Annotated in this window: 30 protein-coding genes; 25 read left to right on the top strand and 5 right to left on the bottom strand. The window is 34.9% G+C overall.

The genetic code is table 11. From position 1 onward, the window contains the following. The first annotated feature begins 13 nt into the window (after positions 1 to 13). The 21 genes from AACU95_RS04110 to AACU95_RS04010 all read left to right on the top strand — a co-directional run bounded on the left by AACU95_RS04110 (position 14) and on the right by AACU95_RS04010 (position 19,074). Positions 14 to 2,785: a VirB4 family type IV secretion/conjugal transfer ATPase gene (locus AACU95_RS04110; protein ID WP_074154166.1), complete on the top strand. Its 2,772-nt coding sequence runs from the start codon at positions 14 to 16 to the stop codon at positions 2,783 to 2,785. Positions 2,786 to 2,794: 9 nt separating this feature from the next. Beyond that, positions 2,795 to 3,562 carry a type IV secretion system protein gene (locus AACU95_RS04105; RefSeq protein ID WP_049195405.1) on the top strand — a complete coding sequence of 256 codons (768 nt, stop codon included), beginning with the start codon at positions 2,795 to 2,797 and terminating at the stop codon, positions 3,560 to 3,562. Further along, entirely contained in the window at positions 3,562 to 3,813 is a 252-nt protein-coding gene (locus AACU95_RS04100) for an EexN family lipoprotein (protein ID WP_036896444.1), read from the top strand. The genes AACU95_RS04105 and AACU95_RS04100 overlap by 1 nt, the downstream gene beginning before the upstream one ends. 7 nt (positions 3,814 to 3,820) lie before the next feature. Next, on the top strand, positions 3,821 to 4,855 hold the full coding sequence (locus AACU95_RS04095; RefSeq protein ID WP_052124780.1) for a type IV secretion system protein: 1,035 nt from the start codon (positions 3,821 to 3,823) through the stop codon (positions 4,853 to 4,855). A gap of 1 nt (position 4,856) precedes the next feature. Further along, positions 4,857 to 4,982, top strand: a complete 126-nt coding sequence (locus AACU95_RS04090; RefSeq protein WP_190306347.1) for a conjugal transfer protein — start codon at positions 4,857 to 4,859, stop codon at positions 4,980 to 4,982. 62 nt (positions 4,983 to 5,044) lie between these two features. Further along, complete coding sequence (locus AACU95_RS04085) at positions 5,045 to 5,287, top strand: hypothetical protein (protein ID WP_036896441.1); 243 nt, start codon at positions 5,045 to 5,047, stop codon at positions 5,285 to 5,287. Continuing rightward, the gene (locus AACU95_RS04080) at positions 5,277 to 5,996 is read left to right on the top strand and encodes a virB8 family protein (protein ID WP_036896438.1); all 720 of its coding nucleotides are present in this window, start codon (positions 5,277 to 5,279) and stop codon (positions 5,994 to 5,996) included. Before AACU95_RS04085 ends, AACU95_RS04080 begins: the two co-directional genes overlap by 11 nt. Further along, positions 5,996 to 6,916, top strand: a complete 921-nt coding sequence (locus AACU95_RS04075) for a TrbG/VirB9 family P-type conjugative transfer protein (RefSeq protein ID WP_370685674.1) — start codon at positions 5,996 to 5,998, stop codon at positions 6,914 to 6,916. Before AACU95_RS04080 ends, AACU95_RS04075 begins: the two co-directional genes overlap by 1 nt. Further along, positions 6,913 to 8,097 carry a VirB10/TraB/TrbI family type IV secretion system protein gene (virB10, locus tag AACU95_RS04070; RefSeq protein ID WP_036896434.1) on the top strand — a complete coding sequence of 395 codons (1,185 nt, stop codon included), beginning with the start codon at positions 6,913 to 6,915 and terminating at the stop codon, positions 8,095 to 8,097. Before AACU95_RS04075 ends, virB10 begins: the two co-directional genes overlap by 4 nt. A gap of 2 nt (positions 8,098 to 8,099) precedes the next feature. Then, positions 8,100 to 9,131, top strand: coding sequence for a P-type DNA transfer ATPase VirB11 (gene virB11, locus AACU95_RS04065; RefSeq protein ID WP_036896431.1), 1,032 nt, complete (start codon positions 8,100 to 8,102; stop codon positions 9,129 to 9,131). A gap of 8 nt (positions 9,132 to 9,139) precedes the next feature. Further along, the gene (locus tag AACU95_RS04060) at positions 9,140 to 10,972 is read left to right on the top strand and encodes a type IV secretory system conjugative DNA transfer family protein (protein WP_036896429.1); all 1,833 of its coding nucleotides are present in this window, start codon (positions 9,140 to 9,142) and stop codon (positions 10,970 to 10,972) included. Further along, positions 10,969 to 11,376 (top strand): cag pathogenicity island Cag12 family protein, encoded by a 408-nt coding sequence (locus tag AACU95_RS04055; RefSeq protein WP_012368878.1) that lies wholly within the window; start codon positions 10,969 to 10,971, stop codon positions 11,374 to 11,376. The genes AACU95_RS04060 and AACU95_RS04055 overlap by 4 nt, the downstream gene beginning before the upstream one ends. Further along, a complete protein-coding gene (locus AACU95_RS04050) occupies positions 11,366 to 11,914 on the top strand; it encodes a TrbM/KikA/MpfK family conjugal transfer protein (RefSeq protein WP_012368879.1) in 549 nt (182 codons plus the stop codon). Before AACU95_RS04055 ends, AACU95_RS04050 begins: the two co-directional genes overlap by 11 nt. A 213-nt stretch (positions 11,915 to 12,127) precedes the next feature. Further along, a complete protein-coding gene (locus tag AACU95_RS04045; protein ID WP_012368881.1) occupies positions 12,128 to 12,640 on the top strand; it encodes a hypothetical protein in 513 nt (170 codons plus the stop codon). Further along, entirely contained in the window at positions 12,637 to 12,759 is a 123-nt protein-coding gene (locus tag AACU95_RS04040) for a hypothetical protein (protein WP_012368882.1), read from the top strand. The genes AACU95_RS04045 and AACU95_RS04040 overlap by 4 nt, the downstream gene beginning before the upstream one ends. Positions 12,760 to 12,789: 30 nt before the next feature. Next, positions 12,790 to 12,984, top strand: a complete 195-nt coding sequence (locus AACU95_RS04035; protein ID WP_012368883.1) for a hypothetical protein — start codon at positions 12,790 to 12,792, stop codon at positions 12,982 to 12,984. Between the two features lie 14 nt (positions 12,985 to 12,998). Beyond that, positions 12,999 to 14,678, top strand: a complete 1,680-nt coding sequence (locus AACU95_RS04030) for a PcfJ domain-containing protein (RefSeq protein WP_012368884.1) — start codon at positions 12,999 to 13,001, stop codon at positions 14,676 to 14,678. Positions 14,679 to 14,681: 3 nt separating this feature from the next. Beyond that, positions 14,682 to 17,000, top strand: a complete 2,319-nt coding sequence (gene topB, locus AACU95_RS04025; protein ID WP_012368885.1) for a type IA DNA topoisomerase — start codon at positions 14,682 to 14,684, stop codon at positions 16,998 to 17,000. A gap of 44 nt (positions 17,001 to 17,044) precedes the next feature. Beyond that, the gene (locus tag AACU95_RS04020; RefSeq protein ID WP_012368886.1) at positions 17,045 to 17,560 is read left to right on the top strand and encodes an H-NS histone family protein; all 516 of its coding nucleotides are present in this window, start codon (positions 17,045 to 17,047) and stop codon (positions 17,558 to 17,560) included. Next, on the top strand, positions 17,532 to 18,137 hold the full coding sequence (locus tag AACU95_RS04015; protein ID WP_223307256.1) for a DUF459 domain-containing protein: 606 nt from the start codon (positions 17,532 to 17,534) through the stop codon (positions 18,135 to 18,137). Before AACU95_RS04020 ends, AACU95_RS04015 begins: the two co-directional genes overlap by 29 nt. Next, positions 18,112 to 19,074, top strand: a complete 963-nt coding sequence (locus AACU95_RS04010; RefSeq protein ID WP_161737181.1) for a DUF6685 family protein — start codon at positions 18,112 to 18,114, stop codon at positions 19,072 to 19,074. The genes AACU95_RS04015 and AACU95_RS04010 overlap by 26 nt, the downstream gene beginning before the upstream one ends. 68 nt (positions 19,075 to 19,142) lie before the next feature. On the opposite strand, the gene AACU95_RS04005 is transcribed toward AACU95_RS04010, so the two are convergent. After that, positions 19,143 to 19,289 carry a Hok/Gef family protein gene (locus AACU95_RS04005; RefSeq protein WP_012368889.1) on the bottom strand — a complete coding sequence of 49 codons (147 nt, stop codon included), beginning with the start codon at positions 19,287 to 19,289 and terminating at the stop codon, positions 19,143 to 19,145. An 839-nt stretch (positions 19,290 to 20,128) separates the two neighbouring features. On the opposite strand from AACU95_RS04005, the gene AACU95_RS04000 reads away from it, so the two are divergent. Beyond that, positions 20,129 to 21,595 carry a colicin-like pore-forming protein gene (locus AACU95_RS04000; protein ID WP_012368891.1) on the top strand — a complete coding sequence of 489 codons (1,467 nt, stop codon included), beginning with the start codon at positions 20,129 to 20,131 and terminating at the stop codon, positions 21,593 to 21,595. 79 nt (positions 21,596 to 21,674) lie between these two features. On the opposite strand, the gene cui is transcribed toward AACU95_RS04000, so the two are convergent. The 3 genes from cui to AACU95_RS03990 all read right to left on the bottom strand — a co-directional run bounded on the left by cui (position 21,675) and on the right by AACU95_RS03990 (position 22,908). Continuing rightward, positions 21,675 to 22,193, bottom strand: a complete 519-nt coding sequence (cui, locus tag AACU95_RS17915) for a colicin immunity protein Cui (RefSeq protein ID WP_012368892.1) — start codon at positions 22,191 to 22,193, stop codon at positions 21,675 to 21,677. 140 nt (positions 22,194 to 22,333) lie between these two features. Further along, the gene (locus AACU95_RS03995) at positions 22,334 to 22,636 is read right to left on the bottom strand and encodes a type II toxin-antitoxin system RelE/ParE family toxin (protein WP_012368893.1); all 303 of its coding nucleotides are present in this window, start codon (positions 22,634 to 22,636) and stop codon (positions 22,334 to 22,336) included. A gap of 8 nt (positions 22,637 to 22,644) precedes the next feature. Next, positions 22,645 to 22,908 (bottom strand): type II toxin-antitoxin system Phd/YefM family antitoxin, encoded by a 264-nt coding sequence (locus tag AACU95_RS03990; protein WP_012368894.1) that lies wholly within the window; start codon positions 22,906 to 22,908, stop codon positions 22,645 to 22,647. Positions 22,909 to 23,525: 617 nt separating this feature from the next. Between AACU95_RS03990 and AACU95_RS03985 the strand changes: the two genes are divergently transcribed. The 3 genes from AACU95_RS03985 to AACU95_RS03975 all read left to right on the top strand — a co-directional run bounded on the left by AACU95_RS03985 (position 23,526) and on the right by AACU95_RS03975 (position 25,268). Next, positions 23,526 to 24,179 carry an AAA family ATPase gene (locus AACU95_RS03985; RefSeq protein ID WP_049195410.1) on the top strand — a complete coding sequence of 218 codons (654 nt, stop codon included), beginning with the start codon at positions 23,526 to 23,528 and terminating at the stop codon, positions 24,177 to 24,179. A gap of 243 nt (positions 24,180 to 24,422) precedes the next feature. Further along, positions 24,423 to 24,704 (top strand): ribbon-helix-helix domain-containing protein, encoded by a 282-nt coding sequence (locus AACU95_RS03980; protein WP_036896424.1) that lies wholly within the window; start codon positions 24,423 to 24,425, stop codon positions 24,702 to 24,704. A gap of 360 nt (positions 24,705 to 25,064) precedes the next feature. Continuing rightward, positions 25,065 to 25,268: a hypothetical protein gene (locus AACU95_RS03975; RefSeq protein ID WP_036896419.1), complete on the top strand. Its 204-nt coding sequence runs from the start codon at positions 25,065 to 25,067 to the stop codon at positions 25,266 to 25,268. An 84-nt stretch (positions 25,269 to 25,352) separates the two neighbouring features. Here AACU95_RS03975 and ddp1 read toward each other — a convergent pair whose 3' ends face one another. After that, positions 25,353 to 25,718: a DNA distortion polypeptide 3 gene (gene ddp1, locus AACU95_RS03970; protein ID WP_049195411.1), complete on the bottom strand. Its 366-nt coding sequence runs from the start codon at positions 25,716 to 25,718 to the stop codon at positions 25,353 to 25,355. Positions 25,719 to 25,788 lie beyond the last annotated feature (70 nt).

The raw sequence follows: 25,788 nt of genomic DNA, 5'->3' as shown, positions 1-25,788 counted from the left end.
TCAAGGGGCTGTTATGAGCACTGTTTTTAAGGGACTAACACGCCCCGCACTTATTCGCGGGTTAGGCGTCCCATTATACCCGTTTTTATTTACTTGTGTTTTGTGTGTGTTACTTGGCGTTTGGATACATGAAGCACTTTATTTTTTAATTATTGTCGGGATATTTGTTATTCGAAAAATAATGAAGATTGATGAACGGTATTTTGAATTAATTTATCTTCGTTATTTAGTGATGGGAAATCCTGTTTCAAATCAAAAATATCATGCTGTTCATGTAGGTGGGAATGATTATGACCGTGTTGATTTATCCGATGTGGAGAATTTTATGAAACTTAGTGATCAGGCTTCATTGGAAAAACTCATTCCATACTCTTCTCATATTACGGATGATTTAGTTTTAAGCCAGAATAGAGATTTAATTGCTACATTTGAATTATCGGGGGCTTACTTTGAATGTGTCAGTGAAAATGATTTGTCATTAATGGTTGATCAGTTTAATACACTCATACGAAGTTATGAAGGCAAACCCGTAACTTTCTATACACATCGTATTAGAAATAAAAAACAGGTTAAAGCTGAGTTTAATAGTCCTATTCCTTTTGCTAATCGCGTGATGAATGCTTACTACGGTTCATTAACAAAATCTGATTTTTATCAAAATCGTTTATTTTTAACCGTTTGTTTTAAGCCTTTTTCATTAGAAGAAAAAGTGGCTCAATTTTTAAGTTCTAAAAAGAAAAATAAACAAAAAGATAAATCGATTTTAGCTGAACCCATTAACGAAATGAATGAAATCTGTGCTCGATTAACTAACTATTTATCTCGTTACAAAGCACATCGTTTAGGGGTTTATACTGAGAATGACCGTGTATTTTCATCTCAATTGAGTTTTTATCAATATCTGCTTAGTGGACAGTGGCAGCCAGTTAGAGTGACGAATAGCCCGTTCTATACGTATTTAGGTGGTAAAGATATTTTCTTTGGTGGTGATGCGGGGCAAATTAGTATTTCTGAACCGATGCGCTATTTCCGCATTATCGAGATCAAAGATTATTTTCAAGATACAGAATCTGGCATTTTTGATTCGTTGATGTATATGCCTGTTGAATACACATTGACAACCTCTTTTACGCCATTAGACAAACGGGAAGCAATTCAAAAACTCGATGACCAGCGTGAAAAATTAGAAATGACGGACGATGCCGCTAAATCTCAAATTACCGATTTAGAGGTTGCTGTTGATATGGTCTCTAGTGGTTATTTATCGATGGGTCATAGCCATTTAACGCTGTGTGTTTTTGCTGATAGTCCTGATGAATTGGTTAAAAACACGAATATGGTAACGGGGGCGTTACAAGACTTAGGGCTTATTTTGAGTTATTCCACTTTATCTTTGGGAGCTGCGTTCTTCTCTCAATTACCAGGGAATTATACTTTGCGTCCTCGATTATCGATTTTGAGTAGCCTGAATTACGCTGAAATGGAATGTTTCCATAATTTCTTTACAGGGAAAGAAACGGGAAATACATGGGGTAATTGCTTATTAACCTTAAAAGGTTCTGGTAATGATATCTATCATTTGAATTATCACATGACGACCGAATATCAGAATTTTTTTGGTAAAAACCCGACGCTAGGGCATAGCGAAATATTAGGTACATCGAATGCGGGTAAAACGGTGTTAATGATGATGCAAGCCTGTGCCTTACAACAATTTGGGTCTGAAACTTCTTTTCCACCGAATAGTAAAGTTAAAAAACAAACGACTATCTTTTTTGATAAAGACCGCGCAGGGGAAGTCGCTATTCGTGCGATGGGGGGCGATTATTATAAAGTGAAATTGGGTGAACCAACAGGTTGGAATCCATTTGCTATGCCTGCGACTAAGCGGAACCTGATTTTTCTAAAAGATTTAATTCGTAATTTATGTACGTTAAATAGCGAAAAAGGGTTAACCGAATATCAAAATAAACTGATTTCGGATGCGGTAGAACGATTAATGCAGCGAGAAGATCGCTCTTTCGGTATCAGTAAGCTGATCCCACTTATCATGGAGGAAAGAACAGAAGAAACATTACGAGATGGACTCAAAATACGTTTAGCTGCATGGAAACAAGGTGGTGAATTTGGTTGGGTGTTTGATAATGCCACAGATGATTTTGATATCAGCGATAAAACCATTTTTGGCATTGATGGCACCGAATTTTTAGAAGATGCCATTTTATCTCAGGTTGTGCCTTTTTATCTGATTTACAAAATAACGTTATTAGCAGATGGACGTCGTTTAACACTGTATTTTGATGAGTTTTGGCAGTGGTTAGCAAACATGCTGACAGCCATGATGATTTATAACAAGCTCAAAACAGGGCGAAAACTCAATATGGTCATTGTTTTTGCCACTCAGTCTCCTGATGAGTTATTGAAATCTCCAATGATTTCAGCCCTGAGAGAGCAATTAGCAACACATATTTACTTAGCTAACCCGAATGCGAAAAAGAGTGAATATGTTGATGGGCTACAAGTTAATGAATTGTATTTTAATAAAATCAAAAAAATTGACCCGCTTTCAAGACGCTTTTTAGTGGTTAAAAACCCACAACGAAAAGGCGACTCTCAAGATTTCGCGGCATTTGCCAGTCTTGAACTTGGGGAAGCTGCATATTACTTGCCGATATTGAGTGCATCAACAGAGCAGTTAGAAATATTTGATGAAATCTACCAAGACGGTATGAAACCTGATGAGTGGATAGATATCTATCTTGAAAGAGCAAACCAAGCCGCTTAGGAGATAACAATGAACAAATTCAAATTAACATTGATCAGTATGGTATTTGGGGCTTCATTTATGGCTTCGGCTGGTATTCCTGTTGCTATTGACGCTAACCCTGAATGGGCGATTGAAGCGGGGCGGTGGTCTGAAAAATTGAAGCAATGGTCCGATACAGTGAAACATTATAATGCTCAAATTCAGTCCTATCAGGATGAATTGTTAGCTAAGACGGGTATCCGTGATGTTCAGCAATTAATTCAAGATGCTCAATCCATCAAAAATGATTTAACGGCAATTTACAATCAAGGGAATGCGTTTATTGACAAATACGCGCAAAACCCAACGGAAGCGTTCTCACAGCAAGCTCAAGCCCTGTTATCTAAATATAACGTTTCAAAAACCTGTGCGAACAAAGGCTATGTGGGGGATGCAATTAAAGGGTGTGAAGCGCAGTTTTTATCAATTCTTTCTGTGTCAGAGTACGGTGATTCATTGCAAAAGCAATTAGAGCAAGATAATAGCCGTATGGAAAGCCTGATAAAGCAAGTCCAAAATGCGAAAGACCCTAAAGCGACGGCTGATGCCGCAAATGCGATTTCTTTTGAACAATTAAAATTTGAAAAATTACAGTTCCAGTATCAAATGTACCGAGACAAACAGCGTGATTTAGCTGAATATAAAGAACAGCTTAATCAAGCTAATTTCCGTGATAAGCAGCTAAAAGCAGTAGATAGTCAACCTTCATATTTAGATGCTTATCATAAGTCTCAATTTGATGAGGAATTTCAGTAATGAAAACAAAATTATTAATTGGCGCAGTATCTATTCTCTTTCTATCGGCATGTGGTGAAGAAGTGAAATCAGTTCAATGGTGGCAAGAACATGCAGATGAAGCACAGAAAAAAGTAACGGAATGTTCTTCCAACGGAAATGATAGTGAAAATTGCCGAAATGCAAAAGATGGATTATTCCGTCATAAACAATTAACAGCAAAATCACCATCTTTTATGGATGCATATAAGAAAACACAAAACAAAGAATAGGTAAATTATGGAAAACGCGACAGCTACATCCGACTTTTTTCAAACAGCATATCAAGTTATTTGGGATATGCTGAATAAAACAGTGGCAAATAAGGTTTCTGAATACTCTCAAATTGCTGCGGATTTGGCACAGTACGGGATTTCAATTTATATTTTATGGTTTGCATTCAGTACGCTAGCTTTAAAAAATAAAACGCCTGTGCCTGATTTTATTTGGAACTTGGCGCGTTTTACTATCATCTTGATGTTTATTAAAAATAGCGGGGGCTGGCTGAGTGCCAGCACCGATGCTATTTACGGATTGCGCGACACTTTGGCAGGTGGTGATCCTTGGAAGTGGATGGATCAACTGTGGGTTAAAACATCTCAGGTTGCTGCACATATAATGTCAAAGGATACATCAACGTATGTGAAAGTTGATGGGGGAATTGGCTCATTTCTTACTTATTTTGGAGGGTTGGCTGCTTTACTTACTTGCTCATTCGTATTTTTTGCTGCTGAAATTACTTTATTACTGCTGACGACAACGGCTCCTATTTTCATTTTGTGTCTGATGTTTGGTTTTTTACGGCAAATGTTCAATAACTGGTTACAACTGATTTTCAGTTCTTTATTCATTGTTATGTTTGGTTCGTTAGCGTTACGGGCGGGTATGTCGTTTTTGAATATTGTTTTGAGCGTTTCGGTGGCTCAAGCTGCGGAAGCTAATCTCATGCAATTAGGGGCAACTGCGGCAGCGGCTGGATTATTTATGGTATTTGTAATGATTTTAGCTAAAAACTTTGCAACTCAACTAGCAGGGGTAGGTGTAGACGGTGCAGTTCAGGGTATGGCAATGATGGGAGTTGCAGGAGCTGCTGTAATGGCATTTAAAGGTATCAGAAAAGCAGGAAATACCGCGTCAAATATGGGTAAAAGTAATCGAGATAGGGGCTGGAATGGGGCTTCAGCGAGTGGGAATAGTGGTTCGTCTGCGCCTAACTCGGCAAAATCGCGTCGGCAAGCCTCGATTGATAATGTGAGAAAACGTTATGGAACATAAAATGAACAAATATCTAATACTTGTTGTTTTTCTTTTAACTGCCTGTCAATCAAATAAATTACTCCCCAAAGTCACTGGTGAGTTGCAACCCATAAATACGGCAGAGGTGATGAAAAATGAAAAATAAACCAAGAGGGGCTTACCTTAGTTATAAATAATTTAATCGTGAGTTTTTAAATGGAGTCATTTATGAGTGGCATTATTATCGCTGTAATTTTTTTCGTCATCGGATTTTTTGTATCTGTCGTAATAAATATTATAGTTTCAGGCTCTGAAAAAGAGAAAATAAAAAATTTTATTACTATCTATAAAGAATATGACGTGAAAATCACAGATTCCTCATGTCGGCTTTCTTGTGATAAAGGTTATATCGAAGTGGAAACCAAAAATTATTTGAGTTTTATTCAAAGGGGAGGTAGATATGAAAAATAAAAAAGTGGGAATACCATTTTTAAAAAAGAAAGAAAAAATTGAACTAGCAAAAACCTTCGAAGAAAAAGACATTAAAAAACAAAAAATCATTAATACGTTGTATAAGATTTTTGGGCTTTCTGGTTTGGCGTTTGCTTTTTTAAGTTTACTTGGTTGGATAATGATGCTGCCATTAAAAAATACGGAAGTGGAAATATGGACAGTTGACAAAAATACAGGGCAAACAGAAAAGGTGTCACGTGTGAAAGATGAAAACCTGACAAAAGATGAAGCGTTAGGTCGCTATTTTGTGACGCAATACATTAAAGCGCGTGAAGGGTATAACTATTTTCGTTTACAGCATGATTATGACATGGTGATGTTATGGAGTGCGGAAAATGTCGCTAATGATTATACCGCTATTTTTAAAACGGATGCTAGACCAACTATTGTGTATAAAAAAGCACAACGTACCGTTGATATAGAAATTATCTATCCTGTTTTTATTAATCCATCGTCTCAGAAAGGTGATCCTGATTTGTTAGCTACCGTTCGTTTTAAAAAAATCATCAAGGATGTCACAACAAATCGCAGTGTTGAGGAAACATGGGTAGCGAGAATGACTTACCGTTTTATGCCTGACGTTGAGAAAAAAGAAAGTGAACGAAATGCAAATCCATTAGGCTTTGTTGTAACCAGTTGGGTCGCTGAAAAAGAAATTCGAGGTTAATAATGAAAAAGAAAAGTCTTTTGTTATTACTGGCTGTTTTTTTATCACAACAAAGTACTGCGGAAATATTACCTTCTGCAAGTCGCTATGACCCACGAAATCAAGTTGTTAATTTCAATCCGTTAAATACGACCGTGATTAATAGTGCTATTGGCTATATTACAACGGTTGTGTTTGATGATGATGAAAAGGTGATTGATGCACAAACAGGCTATGAGCAAGGTTGGGATATTTCTAAAGCAGATAACCGCGTTTATATCCGTGTGTTACCTGTAAAACAAGTTGTTGAAGAAATGGCGGACAATGGAAAGGTTGAGCAAAAAGAAATTGCGCTTGACCCTGAAACAGACTTGTCACGCTGGCAAACAAATTTATTTGTTGTGACTACAAAAAGAAATTACAGCTTAGAATTGAATGCGAAAACATTTAAAGAGCCAAAAAAAATAGCCTTTGTGGTGAATTATCGTTATCCCGATGAAAAAAGAAAACAGCAAAATGAAATTGAACAACAACGTTTAGCTGAATACCAACGGCAACAAGAAACCGCAAAAATCAATCGGGAACTTGAAAATGCCAAAACACCTAAAAATTGGCAATATTATCAACGAGTGGCTAAAGGTAGTGAAATGATTATGCCTGACTATGCCTATGATGATGGTCGATTTACGTATTTTGGATTTAATCCGAATAAAAAAATGCCGAGCTTATTTTCACAAATTGGGGAGCAAGAAACGATCACAAACCCAACAATTGAAAAACGGGGGAATTATACGGTATTAGTCGCACATCAAGTTAATGACCGTTGGATTTTACGTTTAGGGGATCAAGTTATTGGTATTGAAAATAAAGGACTTGGTAAAGTGCGTTTAAGTAACAGTGATACTGTTTCTGACAATGTTGTTAAAGAGGTGATCCAATGAGTGAAGATACTGAAAAGCCATTAACTGCCGTTGAAATTGAGCAAAAACTTAAACAAGAACGTCAATTGCAAATTGACCAATCTTCCGAAAATAAAGAATCAACGCCAGAACCAAAAAAAGTTTCACTTGGGATTGATAAATTAAAAAAATCCAAAAAAGGAACCGTGTTGCTTATTCTTTTTTTTGTCTTATCAATTGGTGCATTGTCTTTATATTATTTCCCTTCGTTATTGCGTGCGTTTATTAGCAGTGATGAAGCGGAAGAAGTGCCACAAGAAACGATTTCAACCGGTGGCCGTGACAAGTTAACAGGGCTAAATAATGATGTTGACCCATTTGGTCAAGCAGAATTAAACAATGCAGGTGAGTTAACGACGGCAAATACCAATGAGCCAGCTGAAAGTACACCACCACCGCCAAAGCGCATTGAATTCAGTCGTGGAATGGACAGAGGGGTTTCGACACGCTCAAGCAGTACTAGCACACCTAGTAGTAGCCAAAATGCACCCGTAGAGACTGTGAGCGCAACAACGACGCAGCCTGAAACGGTTGTTGGCAGTAAAACCAAAATAACGCGCTTACCCTATGACCCGAATTTGTTTATTCCTGAAAATACGGCAATTCCGTGTTCGTTAGATCGTCGATTTGTCTCAGATTTAGCGGGTAAATTGACGTGTACCGTCTATGAGGACGTTTACAGTGCAAACGGCAATGTAAAGCTAATAGATAAAGGCACGGTAGCACATTTGGTTTATAAGTCGGCTTATGTGCCTAATCAGGGGCAAGGGCATGTCTTTTTAATGGCAACTAAGCTACGAACCCGTACACAGCCTTTTATTGATATTCCATTAGTAGATTCCGAAGCTGCGGGCGCATTAGGTGAAACGGGGGTTGATGGTTGGATTGATACGCATTTTTGGGATCGCTTCGGTGGGGCAATGATGCTAGGCATGATCCCCGATGCCATGCAGGGATTAAATAATGTGGCAAAAGATAATAAAGATAATCAGACCGATTATACCGCGAATAGTCGTCAAGCCTTTTCCGAGATAGCAAAACAGGCATTTGCGAACAGCGTTAACATTCCGCCTACGCTGTATAAAAATCAAGGCGAAATTATCACCTTGATTACGGGAAGTGATTTAGATTTTAGTTCAATTTACCAATTAAGGATGAAATAGTTATGCGTGAATATCACAATCAACATCTCATTCACGATTTAACGCAACAATTTTTTGCTGAATACCTTAATGGCGTTAAGGGATTAACGGAAATTGCGGTAAATGAGCCTAATAAACTCTTTTTGAAGGTTAAAGGACGTTGGGAGAAACGCGAACCGAAAATATCATATGATGATTGTCTTTCTTTTGCGTCAACGTTAGCGGATTATCACAGTGATTCAATCGGTGATATTAAGCCTGTTTTATCCGCAACACTGCCTCACGGTGAACGTGTACAGGTGGTTATTCCCCCTGCGTGTGAAAAAGATAAAGTCTCTATTACGATCCGAAAACCCTCGAATGTGTTTATTACCCATGATGATATTGTGAAGTCAGGATTTTATTCCCGAGTGGGGCAGTCATTTAAATCAGAAAATGCTTCATCTGATTTAGTGGATTTATACCACACGGGTAATTTTGCAGCGTTTATTCCTGAATGTTTACGTCAAGGGAAAACCATGGTGTTTTGTGGCGGAACGGGGAGCGGTAAAACCACGTTTAGTAATGCGGTTATGTTTTATATTCCACATCATTTACGATTAATTTCTATTGAAGATACTGACGAAACCCGTTTTCGTTTTCATGAAAATCACGTCAAACTTTATTATCCGTCAGAGGGGGGAAATAACCTTATCACCTCAGCATCGTTACTCCGTGCATGTTTAAGGATGAATCCCGACCGTATTTTAATGACAGAAATTCGGGGTGCAGAAACGTGGGATTTTTTAAAGGCGTCAAGTTCAGGGCATTCAGGTGGTGTAACTACGGTGCATGAAGAAAAACCAGAAGATGCCATTTTAGGCATGGTGACACGGTGTTATCAAAATACGGAGTGTAATAATTTACCCTTTAATGCATTAGTCCGAAAAGTGTTAAATAACATCGATGTCATCATGAGCATTAAATACCTTAGTGATGATGATAAGCGTTTTGCGAGTGATATTTATTTTAAAGATGTCCATCAAAATGATTACTTAGCGAGACTGTTAGGGTAGGAGGAATAATGGCGCGAAAATATCCCGACAAACCTCAAAGTATTTTTATTGCTATTGTTATGTTAGGTATCACATATTACGCAGGAAGTGTGATTGTTTATTTTTTAAATGGTTATGATTTTTTATATATTTATAAGCATTATCAATCTGATTTATTGTGGCAATTGATTAGCGAAAGCCGAATTAAAGCATCTATACGGGTAACGGCTATTCCTGCTTTGCTGATTGGCTTCGTGGCATCTTTTATTTTACCTGTGGCGGTGATTTATTTATTAAATCAAGAAAAAATGTCACTTCACGGAGATGCAAAATTTGCCAGTGATAATGATTTAAAAAAATCAAAACTATTAAAATGGGAAAAGGAAAATTCAAAAGGTATTTTAGTTGGGAAATATAAAGGGAAATACCTTTGGTATACCGCGCCTGATTTTGTGTCATTAGGGGCTGGAACAAGGGCGGGTAAAGGAGCAGCTATTGGCATTCCTAATTTGCTTGTGTGGTTGCATTCGCTGATTATTCTCGATCCTAAACAAGAGTGCTGGAAAATTACCAGTAAAGTCCGTGAAAAACTGTTAGGGCATCGGGTTTATCTGGTTGACCCGTTTAATAGCAAAACACACGGGTTTAATCCCTTTTTCTATATCGAATTAGATAAAGAAAGTGGCGCAAAAGATTTATTAAAGTTAGTGGAAATTTTATTTCCATCCTATGGCTCAACAGGGGCAGAGGCACACTTTAATAACTTGGCAGGACAATATTTTACGGGATTAACAAAGTTATTATATTTCTTTATTCATCATGCCCCTGAATATTTGAAAACGTTTGATGTTAAACCTGTTTTTTCTATTGGCAGTGTCGTGGATTTATACGGGCGTATTGATAGGGAATTAGTCCTTAACAACAGGCAAGAAATTGAAGCCAAAGCCCGTGATGAAAATACACTTTATCATTTACAAGATGGGCTAACAAAACTACAGGAATACCATTTAACCGAAGATGAACAGCGTTCGAGTGTCGATGGTTCATTTCGAAAAAAAATGAGTCTGTTTTATTTACCCACAGTACGTAAATGTACAGATAATAACGATTTTGATTTACGTCAGTTACGACGCGAAAAAATCACGATTTATGTTGGGATTAATGCGGAGGATTTAGGTATTGCCTATGATTTTTTAAATCTCTTTTTTAATTTTGTGGTTGAAGTGACATTACGTGAAAACCCTGATTTTGACCCATCATTAAAACATTCATGCTTGTTGATGTTAGATGAATTTCCGTCAATCGGTTATATGCCGATCATTAAAAAGGGTTCTGGCTATATCGCAGGATTTAACTTGAAATTGTTAACCATTTATCAAAATGTTAGCCAGTTAAATGAGATTTACGGCATCGAGGGAGCGAAAACATTGTTAAGCGCCCATCCTTGTAGGGTTATTTATGCTGTCAGTGAACAAGATGATGCTGAACAAATCTCGGCAAAACTTGGTTATATCACGACAAAATCAAAAGGAGAAAGCAAAAGTCAAGGTCGTGGTTCATCTAAAAGTAAATCGGAAAGCGAAGCACGTCGTGCTTTAGTTTTACCGCAGGAATTAGGTACGCTCGATTTTAAAGAAGAGTTTATTTTATTAAAAGGCGAAAACCCTGTTAAAGCAGAAAAAGCGCTTTATTTTTCTGATAATTATTTTATGGACAGATTGTTAAAGGTCAGTCCGAAACTTGAAGATGAAGTAAAAAAAATTAATAAAAAATCAACGGTTATTGGGGTGAAAGGATTACGTTATCCCGATAAAGAAAAAATGCTGTCATTAGGTGAATTAGAATCTGAGGTGTTTTTATGAAAAAAGGATTATGGCTTAGTGTTGTTTTATTAACGGCATGTTCATCTCCGCCAGAAGCCCCGAAAGTGGATTGGGGAAAAAAAGAGGTTGCGGTAAATGCTAAAATAATGACATGGACACCAATTCATACCGTGGTGAGTAGTGACGTCGTTAATGATGAATGGCAAAAACGAATTAATAATTTTATTCCTGAAAATCGTCTTTATGATGATGCGGTTTATTTTGCCATTGCACATTCGAATAAAATTATTGTTGAAGCAAATAATGGCACTGAATTTTTGAAAACAAAAGAATGGTTACAGGCTCACGGTGCAAATGGGGTAATACAATATCAAAAAAAATCAAACTGGTTAAATAATCCAATAACAGTTTATCTTATTAAGGAAAATCAAAATGAAAAGTAAAATCGTTGCGATAAGTTTATTTTTCTTACCCGTATTATCACAAGCAGATGTCCCCGTATTCACAGGGGATGTCAAGTTAGCTTGTGAAGCGGTCTTGTGTCTTTCATCAGGTACGCGCCCAAGTGAGTGCGCTCCTGCATTATCACGTTACTTTGGTATTAATAAAAAGTTTTGGTCTGATACTGTTAATGCAAGAAAAAATTTCTTACAGCTTTGCCCTGCATCAAGTGATGCAGGAATGCCTGAGTTAGTTAATGCCATTGCTAATGGCGCAGGGCGTTGTGATGCTACTTATCTTAATAAATTTCTGTATGAAGAAAAGAGAGAGCAAAAGTGCCGCAGTCGGGGAAAGGAAGAAGATTGTTGGTATGAAACGTACTATCGCATAAAAAATGAACTTCCTAACTATTGCCGTGCTTACGTTAATCATGAATGGACTGATTTAGATAGTAGCCTGCATTATCAGGGAAAAATGGAATGGGTTAAGAAAGAATCTGTGGCAGGTTGGAATAATTCAGGTGGTCGATGGGTTGATTAGCCTATATAGGGGTATTGGCATAAAGCTGTACCCCATTAAAAAATGGAGGTTGTTATGAATGCGATAAAATCTATTTATGGAAAGATTTTATTTTTACCTTGCATTTTTATTTATTGTTTTTATGTATGTTTTTCTGTGTTGGCGGATGTGACAAAAATAAGTTATCAGTATTTAACAAAAGAAATTAAACGATTTTAATTAAAGGGTGACTTTATGAAGAAACTAAAAAAAATAGGATGGAGTGCTGCTAAGGAAATTTATAGCCTTGCTGTTTTTGTTATTAAGCTATTACTCATTTTAGCAATTACTATTCCGATTATTATTATATGGCTGTATATCATTCTAACTTTTGATGGTTCTCAGATTGATGAAATTTCATTCAGCCAATTTGTTGCGAGTGGCAACGTACAATATTTTTCATTTATTATTTCTGTTTGTGTGTATGCGATTTATCGTTTTTTGGATTTTAATAATAGAAAAATCAAAAAGGAAAATAGAGTTTATTTCAACTATACCGATGATGACGCTGAAAAAATACTGAAAAGTAAAAATGCCTTTTATCCTGATGATGAATTGTTTTCATGGATTGATGAAGGTGAACTCGTCGTTGAACAATATATGTCAAAAGACCAAGTTGGACGGTTAGTGAAACAGTACATGATAGAAACCAACGGAATGCCACTGAAAATTGTTTTTCCTGAATATGACAAAGGAAGCGACCAATGAAATATTTAGATCTTGATCCTTTCGCCTATGGTGATAACCCCGAAGAAGCAAACAAATTAATGGAGTTGGAATTTCGGGAGTTGTTTGATTTTATATCGAAACAACTAAAAGAAGAATGACTAATTCATATTTTACAAGAAAATATAGGTATGAATGAACAATTGTCTATTCATACCTATTGCAAAAAAAGACAAAATCATTATTTGCCTGATGATATTGATTTACATTACCTCGTTAATGGAAATGTACTTTCCAAAGAAGATGAAGATAAGATTATTGAAAAAGTATTTAAGTATCGAGGTGGGGTTTATGTTTGGAAAAGCAATGCAAAAATAAATAAATAAAATGGGAGTGGATAATGATTAAACAAAATAAAATATTAACACTTCATGAGTTATTTAAATTTTGTGAAGCGAACGGTGTTTTTCGATTAGTCAAAGTCGAAGAAAACGACTCATTTGTTAAAATTATTATCTGTGGCGTTTATCAAATTAGGCTTAATAAAAAAACACAAAAAGTCACATTGCATACGTGGTTTTTTACAAACTTAGAGTCAGGCGAGTGGCGAGTTAGAAAATCATTACCTAACCGAATCCCTTGTTTTTGGAAAAATGAAAATATATATAATATACAATATTGGTTACAAAGTGCAGTAACCCATGTTATTGACTCAATAGTGAAATCAAATTACTCGATCAGTGGTATATGTTATATGTATAAATCATTTTATGGAGGGATTGAAACGAAAATACTTCTTGAAGATATACAACCAGATTTTGATACGACTAGTGAAATGTTTGAGGAAAAAACCTTTTTTTATCCTCATTATTTAGCGGGTATGAGTATGAGTAAAATGCGTCATGATATTTGCATAAAAATTATGACTAGAATAAATGCATTTATTAATAATGAAACCCAAAAATATGCAAGCATGAGTTTATCCAAAAATATATGGAAAGTTATTGATAAGGGGGTATTTTCTTTATACGGAAAAGCACATTTTAATTCCTTCGTACGTAATTCAATATTAGATGCTAATTTTTTGGATTATTATAAATTCTCAAAACAGATACGCATCAATGATAATGTCGATTATAAAGGACTTTGGTTGATGATAGGTTTTTTACGGAAGCAAAAAAAATCTAATTATCACTATACTTTAACAGGTAAAATAAAAGACCTGTATAAAGAGCTACAACTACCTGAATCAATTTCTTACGGGGATTTTAAATATATGTATACATTAAAGCCCTCATTAATCGCACAGTTAATTGAATTTATAAGTCTACGTGACAGATATCGGTTTGGTATAAATGATAAAATTAAAATAATCATGAAATTACTCAGGCAGCCTGAAATTAAAAAATACCCTACTAAGGCTATTTTTGATTTTTTAGAGACCGTATGGAATGGTTTACGCGTTGAACATGGTTATACTTCGGTTTACCGCATTGCATTAAAATGGCTCGATTATCATCAAGACCTTTATAAAAATATTGGTTATAAATCGGTAACAAGACGCTGGAACACGGAACTAAATCGCTTTGCACATGCTATAGAATGGGTGTTTAACACCGATTTTTACATCCAAAAAAATCAGTCTTTAGCTTCTATCTATCGATTATCAGAAGAATGGGTTGAAGAACTCAATCATGACGATTATGACTATGCAGAAATTTCCCCTCAATGGAATGGTATTGATATTGATTGGCAATCGTGCATTTCTGAAATGACGGTAAGTGAAATTACGACACTAGAACAACTAAAAAAAGAAGGTCAAGAAATGCATCATTGCGTTTATTCCTACGCTCATGATTGCGCCAATGAAACATATCGAGTTTTCACTATCATAAATAATGATGAAAGAGCCACTTTAGGGATTTCACAAGTCGAAAACCATAAAATATTCAAATTTGACCAAGTAATGGGAGTATCAAACTCTGCGGTTTCAAGTGAAATAATAAAAATGAGTAAAAAAGTATTAAATCAAGTCAACAGCAAAATAAATAAAGTTAATTTAATTAATTTAGGAGAGTAAATTATGAGAGTCTTTATTGCGGAAAAACCATCATTAGCAAAAGCCATTTTTGAGGGATTAGGTGGTAATCCAAACACGGAAAAGAAAAAAGGGTATTTTCAACACGGTGACGATGTTGTGACGTGGTGTGTTGGTCACATGCTCGAGTTGAGCGACCCCCAAGATTATGATGAGAAATATGCAAGCTGGCGTTTTGGTGACTTACCGATTAAAACGGTTTTCCCACCAACCTATAAAATAAAAAAAGAAACGGCAGCACAAACAAAAATCATTTTGTCATTAATTGACCAAGCAAAAACCATTGTTAATGCTGGCGACCCAGACGAGGAAGGCTGTCTTCTGGTCAATGAAATTTTAGATTACGCAAAAAATAAAAAGCCCGTAGAGCGTATTTTAGTATCGGATTTAAACTTAGCACCTGTTAAAAAAGCCTTAGCCGATTTACAACCGAATGAAAAATTTCGCGGTATGTCAAACAGTGCGTTATCCCGTTCTCTGCTCGATCAGAGTTTTGGCTATAACCTTACTCGTGGCTGTACATTAAAAGGGCGTGAAAAAGGCTATCAAGGTGTTTTAAACGTGGGACGGGTGCAAAGTGCAGTTTTGGGGCTTGTGAATATGCGAACATTGGCGAACCAAAACCACAATGAAAGTTTCTATTATGATATTTATGCTTTAATTGAGATGAACGGACATCAAGTTAAGGCGAAATATCAAACAACCGATAACGATCAGATTGATGATAAGCGTCGCTTAATCTCAGAAGCCCAAGCCAAACACATTACTGAAATCGTTTCAGGGCAAGCGGTAAAAGTGACCATTGCAGCAACGAAAGCGGAAAACACAAAACCACCTTTACCGTTAAATTTATCTACACTACAGCAAATTTGCGCTAAACGATTTGGCTATGCCCCACAAGAAACGCTGGATATTATGCAAAGCCTGTATGAAACGCATAAATTATTGACCTATCCAAGAACAGACAATCGTTATTTGTCTGACGAGCACTATTACCAAGCGAATGATATCGCTCAAGCAGTTATCGGTACATTGCCAGAATTGGCAAGCACGGTTGAGCACATGGATAAAGTTCAAAAACACAAAGCCTTTAACGCCAGCAAAATTGAAGCGCATCATGCTATTGTGCCAACAACGAAAGACGGCTCTAATATTCAATTGAATGAGAAAGAGAAAAATGTGTATCGATTAGTTTCACTTTACTTTATTGGCTTATTTTATCCCGATAGCATTCGAGATAAAACAAAAGTGCATTTTGATATCAAAGGCAACACCTTTACCGCCACACAAAGCGTATTAGTCCAGTCAGGATGGGAATCATTAGGTAAAGACAGCGACGAAGAAGAAACAGAAGAGCCAGAAAAACTCGACTTTGATTTATCAACGTTAAAATTTAATGATAATGGGGTGTGTGAAACAGCTAACGTGGATAAAAAGCCCACTCTTCCACCTAAATATTTTACTGCTTCAACACTCCTTGCCGCTATGACACGTGCGGCAAAATTTATTGATGATCCTGAACTTCGAAAAATACTTGAAGCTAAAGACGAGGGGAGCACTGATCAAGGCAGTATTGGCACAGAAGCGACTCGCGCAGGGATATTAAAAAAACTCTCCGAAAATACGGGATTAATTTCGATTGAAAAAGAAAAAGGCTATTCAGAGCTTGTTTGGAAAACAACAAAGCAAGGGCAAGAGTTTTGCGCTGCTCTGCCTGATGAAATTACCAAGCCCGATATTTCGGCTCGATGGGCTGAAAAACAAGCCTTAATTAAAAAAGGGGAACTGACCGTTGCTGACTTTATTAAAGAAACAGACAGCTATATTAAGGAGTTGATTGCCGAACTCGACGCTAACGGAATAAATATCACAGCTAACGGTACACCTTGCCCTGTTTGTCAAAAGGGGTTTTTAATCAAACGTAAGGGGCAAAATGGTTTCTTTTGGGGTTGTTCATGCTATCCTGAATGTAAGACGGCATTTCCCGATAAAAATGGGCAACCAGTTACAGAAAAACAACCTAATGAGGGCGCAGTAGCACGTTTAAATGTCATGTGTCCGTCATGCAGTAACGAAATAATTATTCGACCAAAAGGATACTTCTGTACAGGATGTGAATTTAAAATATGGGCTGAATTTTGCAGTAAAAAACTCACACAGAATCAAGTGGAAAAACTCATTAAAGATGGAAAAACTGCCGTTATTAAAGGGTTTAAAACCAAAGCAGGGAAAACATTTGATACTGAACTTGTTTTAGATGATAAGAAAACAGGGAAGATAGGTTTCCCTGAAAAGAAAAAGTAACTATTATTTTTTAACAGAAAACCATTTTTATATTGAGGTAAAACATGAGCGAATTAACTAGAGAAGAAAAATACAAAATTACGTCTGAATCACTGACGGGATTAACAGAGCTAAGAAAGTTTGCAAAAACGAAAAATTTTGAATGGTTAGAAAATCTTGCCAATCAACTCAATGGTATTGTAGAAGAACAGCGTGAAGAATTCGAGTTACGCAAACTTGAACTTGCTGAACTGGAAGAAAAACGCCTAAAAGCGATTAAATACTTAGAAGAGTTGGGGTTAGATCCAGAAACAATCCACATTTCCGTTTTTGAAACAACCGATAAAAAAGGAAAGAAAAGAAAGTCTAAAAATACGCCTGCGAAATATCGCTTTACGCATCCCGAAACAGGTAAAACAGACACATGGACGGGAATTGGTCGTATGAAGAAAGGATTGCAACTATTAATTGATGCAGGTCATTCTCTCGATGAATTTTTGATTGATAAAGCCAGCGATGCTAAAGATGACATTAAAGAAGCGGAAAAACTCTTTGAAAATCACCCTTCTTCGTTGGGTTAATCTCCCTCTCCTGCTGTCTCTTACATTGCCTGTTATCGGGCAATGTAAGCCCCTTTTTATTGGTGATTCACTGACTTATGAACTCGCCATGAGTTACAAAAAAATTGCCCCTGTTGATGCTAAATTCCTTGAAAGCACAGGGTTGCAATCAAAACAGATTTTAAGTTGGCAAGATTACACACAGAATATCGATTTTTCGCTTTATGACACGGTGTATATTGTTTTAGGTACAAACGATCTCATTTCTAAGGCAGATATCCCCGAATACCAACAAAAGGCTAGTGTCTTTATCCAAACCATAAAAAAGCAAAATAGGCAGATTGTTTGGTTACTCCCCCCTACCCTAAAAAATAAAGAAAAAAATAATTTATTATCAAATACCCGAATTGCAATCTGTGAAGCAGCAAGAAAAAATAAGATAAAAACGATGGATACTCGAGTATCTTTAGGGTATCAATACTCAGAGTTTATTAATGGTGTTAAAGTAAGAACCAGTGATGGTATTCATATAACAGAAAATGGGGCTGATAATGTAATAAGGAGCTTAATTAATGTTGATAAAGAAAATAACAGATAGCATTATTGCATTTATATATAAGACAACGGATAATTATGTCATTGATCAGTTAAATGATGTTAATTTAGGTAAAGTTGAGCTATATAAACCCACGGCGGATTCAAATACTATTTTGAGATGGGATGAGCTTTTTAAGAATTATATGGTTAGGGGTTTTCCTACAGAAATTAAAGATATAATTACTAATTTGTGCCGTATCGAGAAAACTATAGACTATTTTTTTGATTTTAATAAAATACAATCATTAACAGCATCTAAAAGTTTTGGTGGCATTCCTGATGGCGCTATAAACGGTAGCTGGTTTTATGATTTGTATAGTTGGGGGCGCGCAATGTATCCCGACGAAAGAATGAAAGCGGAAAATGAAGATGATTGGAAACGAAATATTGCGCACATTGAATCTGAGGGGTTCAGAAAGTGCAGACCTATTAATGTCATATATTACGAATGGTTAAATAGGTTTGTTGCCCCTAATACAGGCGGTTCTCATCATGCCGCATTGGTAGTGTATCAATCAATCAGAGATAAAATTAAATACACAAGAGAAACTATTTTAGAAAAGGTTTCTCTTAATAGTTATTATATACGAATGCTGGATAATGAATACTATTCATTCATCATTAATAATGATAGCAATCCCAAATCCCTATCGGAAAGTGATAAATTTATTAATGTAATAACAGAGCTAATCAGTACGCATATTTCAATTCTGAAACCCGTACATTATTATCAGAACTTAATGATTATCTTTATTCCTAAAGAATCATTAAAAATAGATTCAGAATTATTTAATAACTGTATTAATAAAGCACATGACCAGAAAAAAATAATCAATCTGCCGAACTATTTTAGATTACCAAATGAATATCATACAAAACCTTATTTGCATGAACTTCGTTATCTGAAAATGCCAAATCCAAATTCTATTTTTCAATAGAAAGGGTGCTTGAAACCTAAACTAAACACAGAAAAAGAAAATGCGGGGGAATGCTCCCCCGCTAGGCATCACCGTTCTTCGTAAGAAAGTGTTGCCTGAACTACTGTATTCCCACTATTCACACTGATAGAACAGAGTCTATCGCGCATTAACAGAGAGAAACACAGTACCGTTAAACAAACGGCAATCAGCCCTATCAGGGCGTACTTGGTCATTTTCCTTGACTCCTAACTTATTAGGAGGCACAATTTCTAGTGCTAAGTAGAGAATTGCAGCCTCGATTATGGTAATAAATAACCTTATCGGGGCTTTCTTCTATCTGGCTCTCACTAAATGCTTGAACCGGACAGGATCAAGCACCCGCTGAAAGATTACCAAAAGTTGAACAAAACAGCACGCAATTAGCACTATGACGCTCCATAACTGATTAATCTGGTGCATTTACGTGAAATTTGACCACTAATCCCCCTGCCATTACGCTAAAATTCACGTAATACAACGTCTTTTTGTCTCATTCAAAAATACTCACTGATATTTTTTACACTGAAAAAACCTAACTTACTGTAAAACAAAGATTCATAGAATCGCCGGTAATCGCTCAATGGCGATGGCCATCTTCCTGATTGGTTGCGGCCGTTCCAGATTCTTTGAATAAGATTAGGAACCTTTAGTTACAACATTAATGTGTCTTGCATGAAACATGCTTTAGCCACAGCAACTCTACTCAAAAAATTAAGCTAATCAAAAAACGAGGAGCGCGTAAGACACAATATGGTTAAATGCGTGACTTTAGGAGAGCATGAAAGTTGTTACGGTGTTTAATTCCTTCCTACAAAACAAACGTTCCCTAAATTGCTTATGGTAGCAATATCGTTACGTCCCCAATTTTTCAATTATTTTCTAATAGCGCCTTTTAATTTTTTGAAAAATAAGATTTTTTTATATTCAATAATTATTCAGAAAGAAATTGACGTGAGGAGGAATAAGGTTTATATTTATACTGTATGCATATACAGTATCATTGACTGATTTTTAATAAAAAAAGGAAATTTTTATGAGTAAAAATAATCATTCAGCAGAGACCGATCATCTTTCAGTGACTGCCGATAGACCTAGTAAAGGTGATTTAGGTAGTGGCCCAGTAGGAAAAGGCGATGGAGGAGATAGAAATATTATCAGTTTAAGTGATCCAAATGCTTCGTTTTCATATACTACGTCAACAATAGAAGGGCTTGAGGGATTAAACTTTACGGTGACTGTACACGGAGCAAGGATTATTAATCCTCAAAATGGTCATACGACTAATAATATTGAAGTTGATGGAAAAGGTAATAGTGTTGATTATAAAAAAAATAATGTTCAGAATAACCAACTTGAATTACCGATACCTTATAATAATAAGTTGGCTCGTGATCGAGATTTAGGGAGATTAACGTCGAGAATAAGAAAAGATTATTTTGATTTGAAAAATAATAAGGCTAGAGTATCTATTTATAATGGGCATTATATTCATACCGTCACATTTGATGACGCTGGAAACGTGCAAAATATTTCTGAGGAATATATAGAGAAAACCTATAATCGCTATTCTAAGGGGATACCAAATGAGAAAAAAGATAGATTAGAAGAGGTAAAGAGATTTGCAATATTAGGTTATAAAACTGAGCCTAGTAATATTCTTGATTATAATGTAAAAATAAAGGAATATGAATTTATTTTTACATTAAATAAATTAGGTTTTATAGAAAAATTCTCCAAGAAAATTATAAAAGCATCACAATATGAAAGCCGCCAGTTAAATGCATTCTATAAAGATTTAAATATTGAACAAGATGAAAAAAAAGAAAATTTAGCGAAATTAATGGTTGTTAATGCATATCAATCGTACCCACAAAATAAAAAATTTATCCAAGATGCAGAAAAAGAGGCATTGATGGGAGCGGCAGATATTATCACTAATACTGGCGAAAAAATTAGTAAACACTTGGGGGAAAAATACAAAACTATTGCTAATGAGATCGCTAGTGATTTACGTAACTTTCAGGGAAAGAAATTACGTAGCTTGTCTGATGCATTAAAAATGATGGAAAAAATCAACCGTAATCCTAATATTAAGATAAAACAAGCGGATAGAGTGGTACTGGCTAATGCAGTGCGCCATGTGGATACAAAAATCCTGTCTGAAAATTTTCAGCGTTTAGGTAAGTCATTCGGGGTATTGGGTAAAGTCTTGAGTGTTGAAAAGCTTCGCGAAAAAGCAGCTATTGGTTTTGAGACTGGTAACTGGAAACCATTGATGCTGGAAGTGGAAGCTATGATAATCAGTGGATATGCTACGGGGATAGCGATAAGTATAGCAATAAGTTTTATCTCATCAATTGCATCATTTTTAGCTATAGGAGCATTACCTACAACCTTAGCAATTATAGCAACTATAATGTTAATTAGTTATTTAGCATCCTTAATTGATGATAAAGTTGTTGATAAAATTAACAACTTACTTATTCCAGAAGCTCATTAATTACTTTTGGTTATCTTATTTAGTTAAAACTATCTAAGATAACCATTTATTTTTATAAAAATTAAGTAATCACTATTTATCAACGAATTGATTTAAATGGAAGATAAATAAATGAAATAAAAAAAAGAAACAACCAAACATAATATCCCAAAAAAATAGCTATATAGTAACCAAATAATAGGTGTTTATTACTGGATATAGTTTTAAGTATACTCCAACCACTATCTGATATATCAGTATTGTAAAAATATAAAACATATAGAGAAATAATCGTAATCACAAGACATGGAAAAATAACATTTATTATTAATTTATTAATTGGTATAGGTTTTACAAGAGTCAGTTTCTTATAACAAAAAATGAAAAATAACAATACTATTAATGGTGATAATTTGCAGTAAAAAAATGATAACTTGCTAATTATTGGATATGTTGATGAATAAGTTGATGGTATATTGTTTATTTTTTCATACACAGCAAATAATATATCTATATCATTAAAATAAAAAATAATAAATATCGGAATTGCACTAATAAAGATGAATATTGAACCCCACTTAATTAACAAATGATCATTTGGGTGATTTTTATTATCCATAGTAACCTGCCTTTACGTAGTACCTATGATAATTAATATATCATAGTTGTTTGTAAAACACATAAAGAAACATTAAAACGGCTAGGGTTTAATATGAATATAACAATTAATCATTCCTCTATTGATATGACAGGGAAAAATTAATCCCTTTTTATATGAATATATGGATCTTGAGATTGATGTAATACTGCTAATACTTCTATTCCATTCTCAACTTCTCGATAGTAAATAATATGACTTTCTACAGGAAAACTTCTTATTCCTGTAAAAAGGTCATCACTACGATCTATACCAATAGAGGGTTGTTTTTCAATAATATTGATTATTGTGATTCTTAAGCAATTTATGTAAGTTTCAGCTACATTTTTTCCCCAATGGGTCAAAGAATATCGTCTTATGGTGCGAATATGCTCTTTTGCTTTCTTGGTAAATAGAACACTCATTTATAAGATTAACCTTCAATTTCATTGCTAGTTAAAGGTGCAAAAACATCATCAATATGATGTAACTCTCCCCGTTCTGCTTGTTCAATAGATTCGGCCAAAATAGATTTTAAATTTTGTAACTTCAACTGTGTAAATTGGTCATATTCGTCTGGAGAAATGACTACAGCTACACGCTTTCCATGTTTGCTGATCTGGACAGGTTCACGTTGAGCTTTCATTAGTAAATCACCAAATTGATTTTTGGCGAGTTGAGCAGGAATAATTTCCATAAGTAACACTCCGTAAAAAAGTACAAAATGGCTTGAATGTCTATTATAGCTATTTGTTGTGAATTTTACCATTAATTAATACTAATAATAAAAAAACTGGATCACATAAGACCCATTATGTTAAATCGCTGGCTTTAGTGATAAAAATCACTGTTACCCTGTCACTCATACTCTCTACCTGCTAAAACAGGAAGATTTCTGTTATTAAAACCGCCAAAATTCCATTGTTTGTTTTTTGTTAAAATTGAAACAATTAAGAAACATTTTAACAAAACTATTTTTTGCATCGAAATCCCTCTCAAAGCCTTAAAATTACAAGAAATACGTTATTAATACATTGTATGTACATCACCATAACAGTAATGTACATACAAAGTAAATACATAATAAACACAAAAATGTATTTACACAAAAAATACACTGTGATACACATATGAACATACATTGTACATACAAAATAAATACGATTTAGTATTTACATGGTTAGTACACTGTGATACAAACATGAGCATACTCTGTACATACGCAATTAATACTTAGATGTATTTACAATAGAAGTACATAAGAAGTACAGAATGGTATTTACCACAACAATACAAAGAAAATACGAGGTATTTATGATTTTAGTTTTTGCTTCTGATAAAGGCGGAGTAGGTAAAACAACAACCGCGATCAATATGGCTGTTATGCTTAAAAGAAAAAATAAAAGTGTGATTATGCTAAAAGCAGATAGAAACCGAGACTTGTTTGTCTGGTCTGATATTCGCGCACAAGCTGGCTTCTCAGCAATTCCCATTCATGAAGCATTCGGAAATATTAGTGATGAAATAAAACGCCTAGAAAAGCTCTGTGACGTGGTTGTTGTAGACTGTGCAGGACATGATAGCTCAGAATTTCGAAGTGCATTAACGGTGGCTGATGTATTGCTCACATTGGTTAAGCCTTCATCCTCTTTAGAAAAAAACACCTTAACGAATGTGACTAAAACCGTCAGAACCGCGCAAAAGCAGCATGGTAATAGTGACTTAAAAGCTCACGTACTCATGACGAGAATTAAGTCGCATAAACTGCAAGATGCCGTATCGCTTGAGAATGAATTAAAGTCCGATGAAATTTGGCTGCAACCGCTTAAAAATCGAATTTCAGAACTAGATATTTTTGAAAATGCCGTTAACGCTGGCGTGGGTGTTCATGAAGTAGAAAAAGCAAGTAGTTTAGGTGTGGCAAAAGCGCAAATTGAATTAATCGCAAAAGAAATAGGGCTGATTTAATTCAAGGGATATACCAAATGCCAGAGAATAAATATCTATATATCTTAATCCTATTTATTGCTGTGGGGATTATGCTTTTTGCAGACAAATTATTTTTCTAACCCGCTAAAGTATTCATACCAAGTTCGTATGAATACTTTAATTCACAGACTTTATACATTGATTATAAAAGAATTAATACGCTGTACATACAGCTAGACATATATTACACTATCATTACAGCGTACAAACAAGGTAAATACAATGAAACTTCAAAAACCCGATTTAGACTTAACCGACTCCAGCACTAAAACTAAGAACTCGACAACCCAATTCATCAAGGCGGGAGACAAACGGCCAACAACGTCAAACAAACTTATCCCATCCACTTTTCGCTTGCCAGAATCCGCAATTAGCATTCTCGACACCGAAGCAGAAAGGGCAGGGCAAAACAAAACCGCCATTTTAAAAGCCGCTATATTGGCTTACAGCAACCTTGATGAAAACAGCAAAAACTTAGCATTACTTGAGTCTTTTAAACTTTAAATACTTTTTTTAATATCAACACAAAGATAATTATTATGTATTTGATTTTTTCAATATTGCTAATGCTTGGTGCGATATGTGCATTATATAATACAATTCGATTATTATATTTAAATGGTGTTAGTGGAGGATTAGAGGATAATATCCAATTAATAATAAGTGTAATCGGTATTATTGTCATGCCTGTTTTTTCATATGGTTCTTATAAGGCATGGAGTGAACACCTGACAATATTACAAGTATTCGGCTCATAATTAAATTAATCATATGTTACTTTAATTTAGTCAAAATACATTAATGAATAAAAATGCAACTGGACTTGATTTTTGATTATTTAGTTCTGTAACAAAAGAAATAATAATGAAACAATTAACTGAGTTTGAGTTAGAAATTATTCATGCTGTTGTCGTTTTGCAAGAATTGCATGATAAGCCAGAACTTTCCGCTAGTGTATTAAAAGAATGTAACCTATCGGAAATTGATTGTAACGAATTAGATGATTATGAAAAAGATAACTTAAGAATAATTAATAAAGAATATTTGGTTAATCTAAAAGGATTATAACAAGTTACTAATTAATAACTAGCAAAATTAAGGGTGACATATTCACCCAATTTTTTACATATAAAATATTATAGTTATTAAAACTCAAACACTATCAGAATAAAACATTGATAGCTCACCATTAGTTAATGTATCTTTTAACATCGTTAAATGAATAACCTTTATATCTTGATTTTCTAATAAATTCGATTTTTCGATAGGATTAATGTAACTAATAGCAGCGACTAATTGATTCTCTAATGTGTCATAAATTGCAAAAGGTAAATTAATACTATTAATAATCTCAAATTCATTAAAAAATTCAGATGTTCCCATTTTTTGAGAAGAATATAAAAACTCACTCAATCTCACTTTACAAAAAACATGATAGTTTTCTTTTACATTTTCTTGTAAAATAACTAATAATTTACTTTCTTCTTCTGTCAAAAATTGCTGTCTAAGATAACTCATCTGCCCTCCCAAGAACCGACTGTAGGTCAACCGCCTAACAAAAGTAAAATGCTAGCATTTTTACGGTTGT

It is taken from the genome of Proteus sp. G4415, from assembly GCF_963896075.1.
Classification (GTDB): Bacteria; Pseudomonadota; Gammaproteobacteria; order Enterobacterales; family Enterobacteriaceae; genus Proteus; species Proteus mirabilis.
Note: the sequence above shows the minus strand (reverse complement) of the source record. Positions and strands in the feature narration are given on the sequence as shown.

What these genes read in the sequence shown, in the direction of transcription:
- AACU95_RS04110 (WP_074154166.1), top strand. Translation starts at nt 14, where the DNA reads ATGAGCACTGTTTTTAAGGGACTAACACGCCCCGCACTTATTCGCGGG.
- AACU95_RS04105 (WP_049195405.1), top strand. Translation starts at nt 2,795, where the DNA reads ATGAACAAATTCAAATTAACATTGATCAGTATGGTATTTGGGGCTTCA.
- AACU95_RS04100 (WP_036896444.1), top strand. Translation starts at nt 3,562, where the DNA reads ATGAAAACAAAATTATTAATTGGCGCAGTATCTATTCTCTTTCTATCG.
- AACU95_RS04095 (WP_052124780.1), top strand. Translation starts at nt 3,821, where the DNA reads ATGGAAAACGCGACAGCTACATCCGACTTTTTTCAAACAGCATATCAA.
- AACU95_RS04090 (WP_190306347.1), top strand. Translation starts at nt 4,857, where the DNA reads ATGAACAAATATCTAATACTTGTTGTTTTTCTTTTAACTGCCTGTCAA.
- AACU95_RS04085 (WP_036896441.1), top strand. Translation starts at nt 5,045, where the DNA reads ATGAGTGGCATTATTATCGCTGTAATTTTTTTCGTCATCGGATTTTTT.
- AACU95_RS04080 (WP_036896438.1), top strand. Translation starts at nt 5,277, where the DNA reads ATGAAAAATAAAAAAGTGGGAATACCATTTTTAAAAAAGAAAGAAAAA.
- virB10 (WP_036896434.1), top strand. Translation starts at nt 6,913, where the DNA reads ATGAGTGAAGATACTGAAAAGCCATTAACTGCCGTTGAAATTGAGCAA.
- virB11 (WP_036896431.1), top strand. Translation starts at nt 8,100, where the DNA reads ATGCGTGAATATCACAATCAACATCTCATTCACGATTTAACGCAACAA.
- AACU95_RS04060 (WP_036896429.1), top strand. Translation starts at nt 9,140, where the DNA reads ATGGCGCGAAAATATCCCGACAAACCTCAAAGTATTTTTATTGCTATT.
- AACU95_RS04055 (WP_012368878.1), top strand. Translation starts at nt 10,969, where the DNA reads ATGAAAAAAGGATTATGGCTTAGTGTTGTTTTATTAACGGCATGTTCA.
- AACU95_RS04050 (WP_012368879.1), top strand. Translation starts at nt 11,366, where the DNA reads ATGAAAAGTAAAATCGTTGCGATAAGTTTATTTTTCTTACCCGTATTA.
- AACU95_RS04045 (WP_012368881.1), top strand. Translation starts at nt 12,128, where the DNA reads ATGAAGAAACTAAAAAAAATAGGATGGAGTGCTGCTAAGGAAATTTAT.
- AACU95_RS04040 (WP_012368882.1), top strand. Translation starts at nt 12,637, where the DNA reads ATGAAATATTTAGATCTTGATCCTTTCGCCTATGGTGATAACCCCGAA.
- AACU95_RS04035 (WP_012368883.1), top strand. Translation starts at nt 12,790, where the DNA reads ATGAATGAACAATTGTCTATTCATACCTATTGCAAAAAAAGACAAAAT.
- AACU95_RS04030 (WP_012368884.1), top strand. Translation starts at nt 12,999, where the DNA reads ATGATTAAACAAAATAAAATATTAACACTTCATGAGTTATTTAAATTT.
- topB (WP_012368885.1), top strand. Translation starts at nt 14,682, where the DNA reads ATGAGAGTCTTTATTGCGGAAAAACCATCATTAGCAAAAGCCATTTTT.
- AACU95_RS04020 (WP_012368886.1), top strand. Translation starts at nt 17,045, where the DNA reads ATGAGCGAATTAACTAGAGAAGAAAAATACAAAATTACGTCTGAATCA.
- AACU95_RS04010 (WP_161737181.1), top strand. Translation starts at nt 18,112, where the DNA reads ATGTTGATAAAGAAAATAACAGATAGCATTATTGCATTTATATATAAG.
- AACU95_RS04005 (WP_012368889.1), bottom strand. Translation starts at nt 19,289, where the DNA reads ATGACCAAGTACGCCCTGATAGGGCTGATTGCCGTTTGTTTAACGGTA.
- AACU95_RS04000 (WP_012368891.1), top strand. Translation starts at nt 20,129, where the DNA reads ATGAGTAAAAATAATCATTCAGCAGAGACCGATCATCTTTCAGTGACT.
- cui (WP_012368892.1), bottom strand. Translation starts at nt 22,193, where the DNA reads ATGGATAATAAAAATCACCCAAATGATCATTTGTTAATTAAGTGGGGT.
- AACU95_RS03995 (WP_012368893.1), bottom strand. Translation starts at nt 22,636, where the DNA reads ATGAGTGTTCTATTTACCAAGAAAGCAAAAGAGCATATTCGCACCATA.
- AACU95_RS03990 (WP_012368894.1), bottom strand. Translation starts at nt 22,908, where the DNA reads ATGGAAATTATTCCTGCTCAACTCGCCAAAAATCAATTTGGTGATTTA.
- AACU95_RS03985 (WP_049195410.1), top strand. Translation starts at nt 23,526, where the DNA reads ATGATTTTAGTTTTTGCTTCTGATAAAGGCGGAGTAGGTAAAACAACA.
- AACU95_RS03980 (WP_036896424.1), top strand. Translation starts at nt 24,423, where the DNA reads ATGAAACTTCAAAAACCCGATTTAGACTTAACCGACTCCAGCACTAAA.
- AACU95_RS03975 (WP_036896419.1), top strand. Translation starts at nt 25,065, where the DNA reads ATGAAACAATTAACTGAGTTTGAGTTAGAAATTATTCATGCTGTTGTC.
- ddp1 (WP_049195411.1), bottom strand. Translation starts at nt 25,718, where the DNA reads ATGAGTTATCTTAGACAGCAATTTTTGACAGAAGAAGAAAGTAAATTA.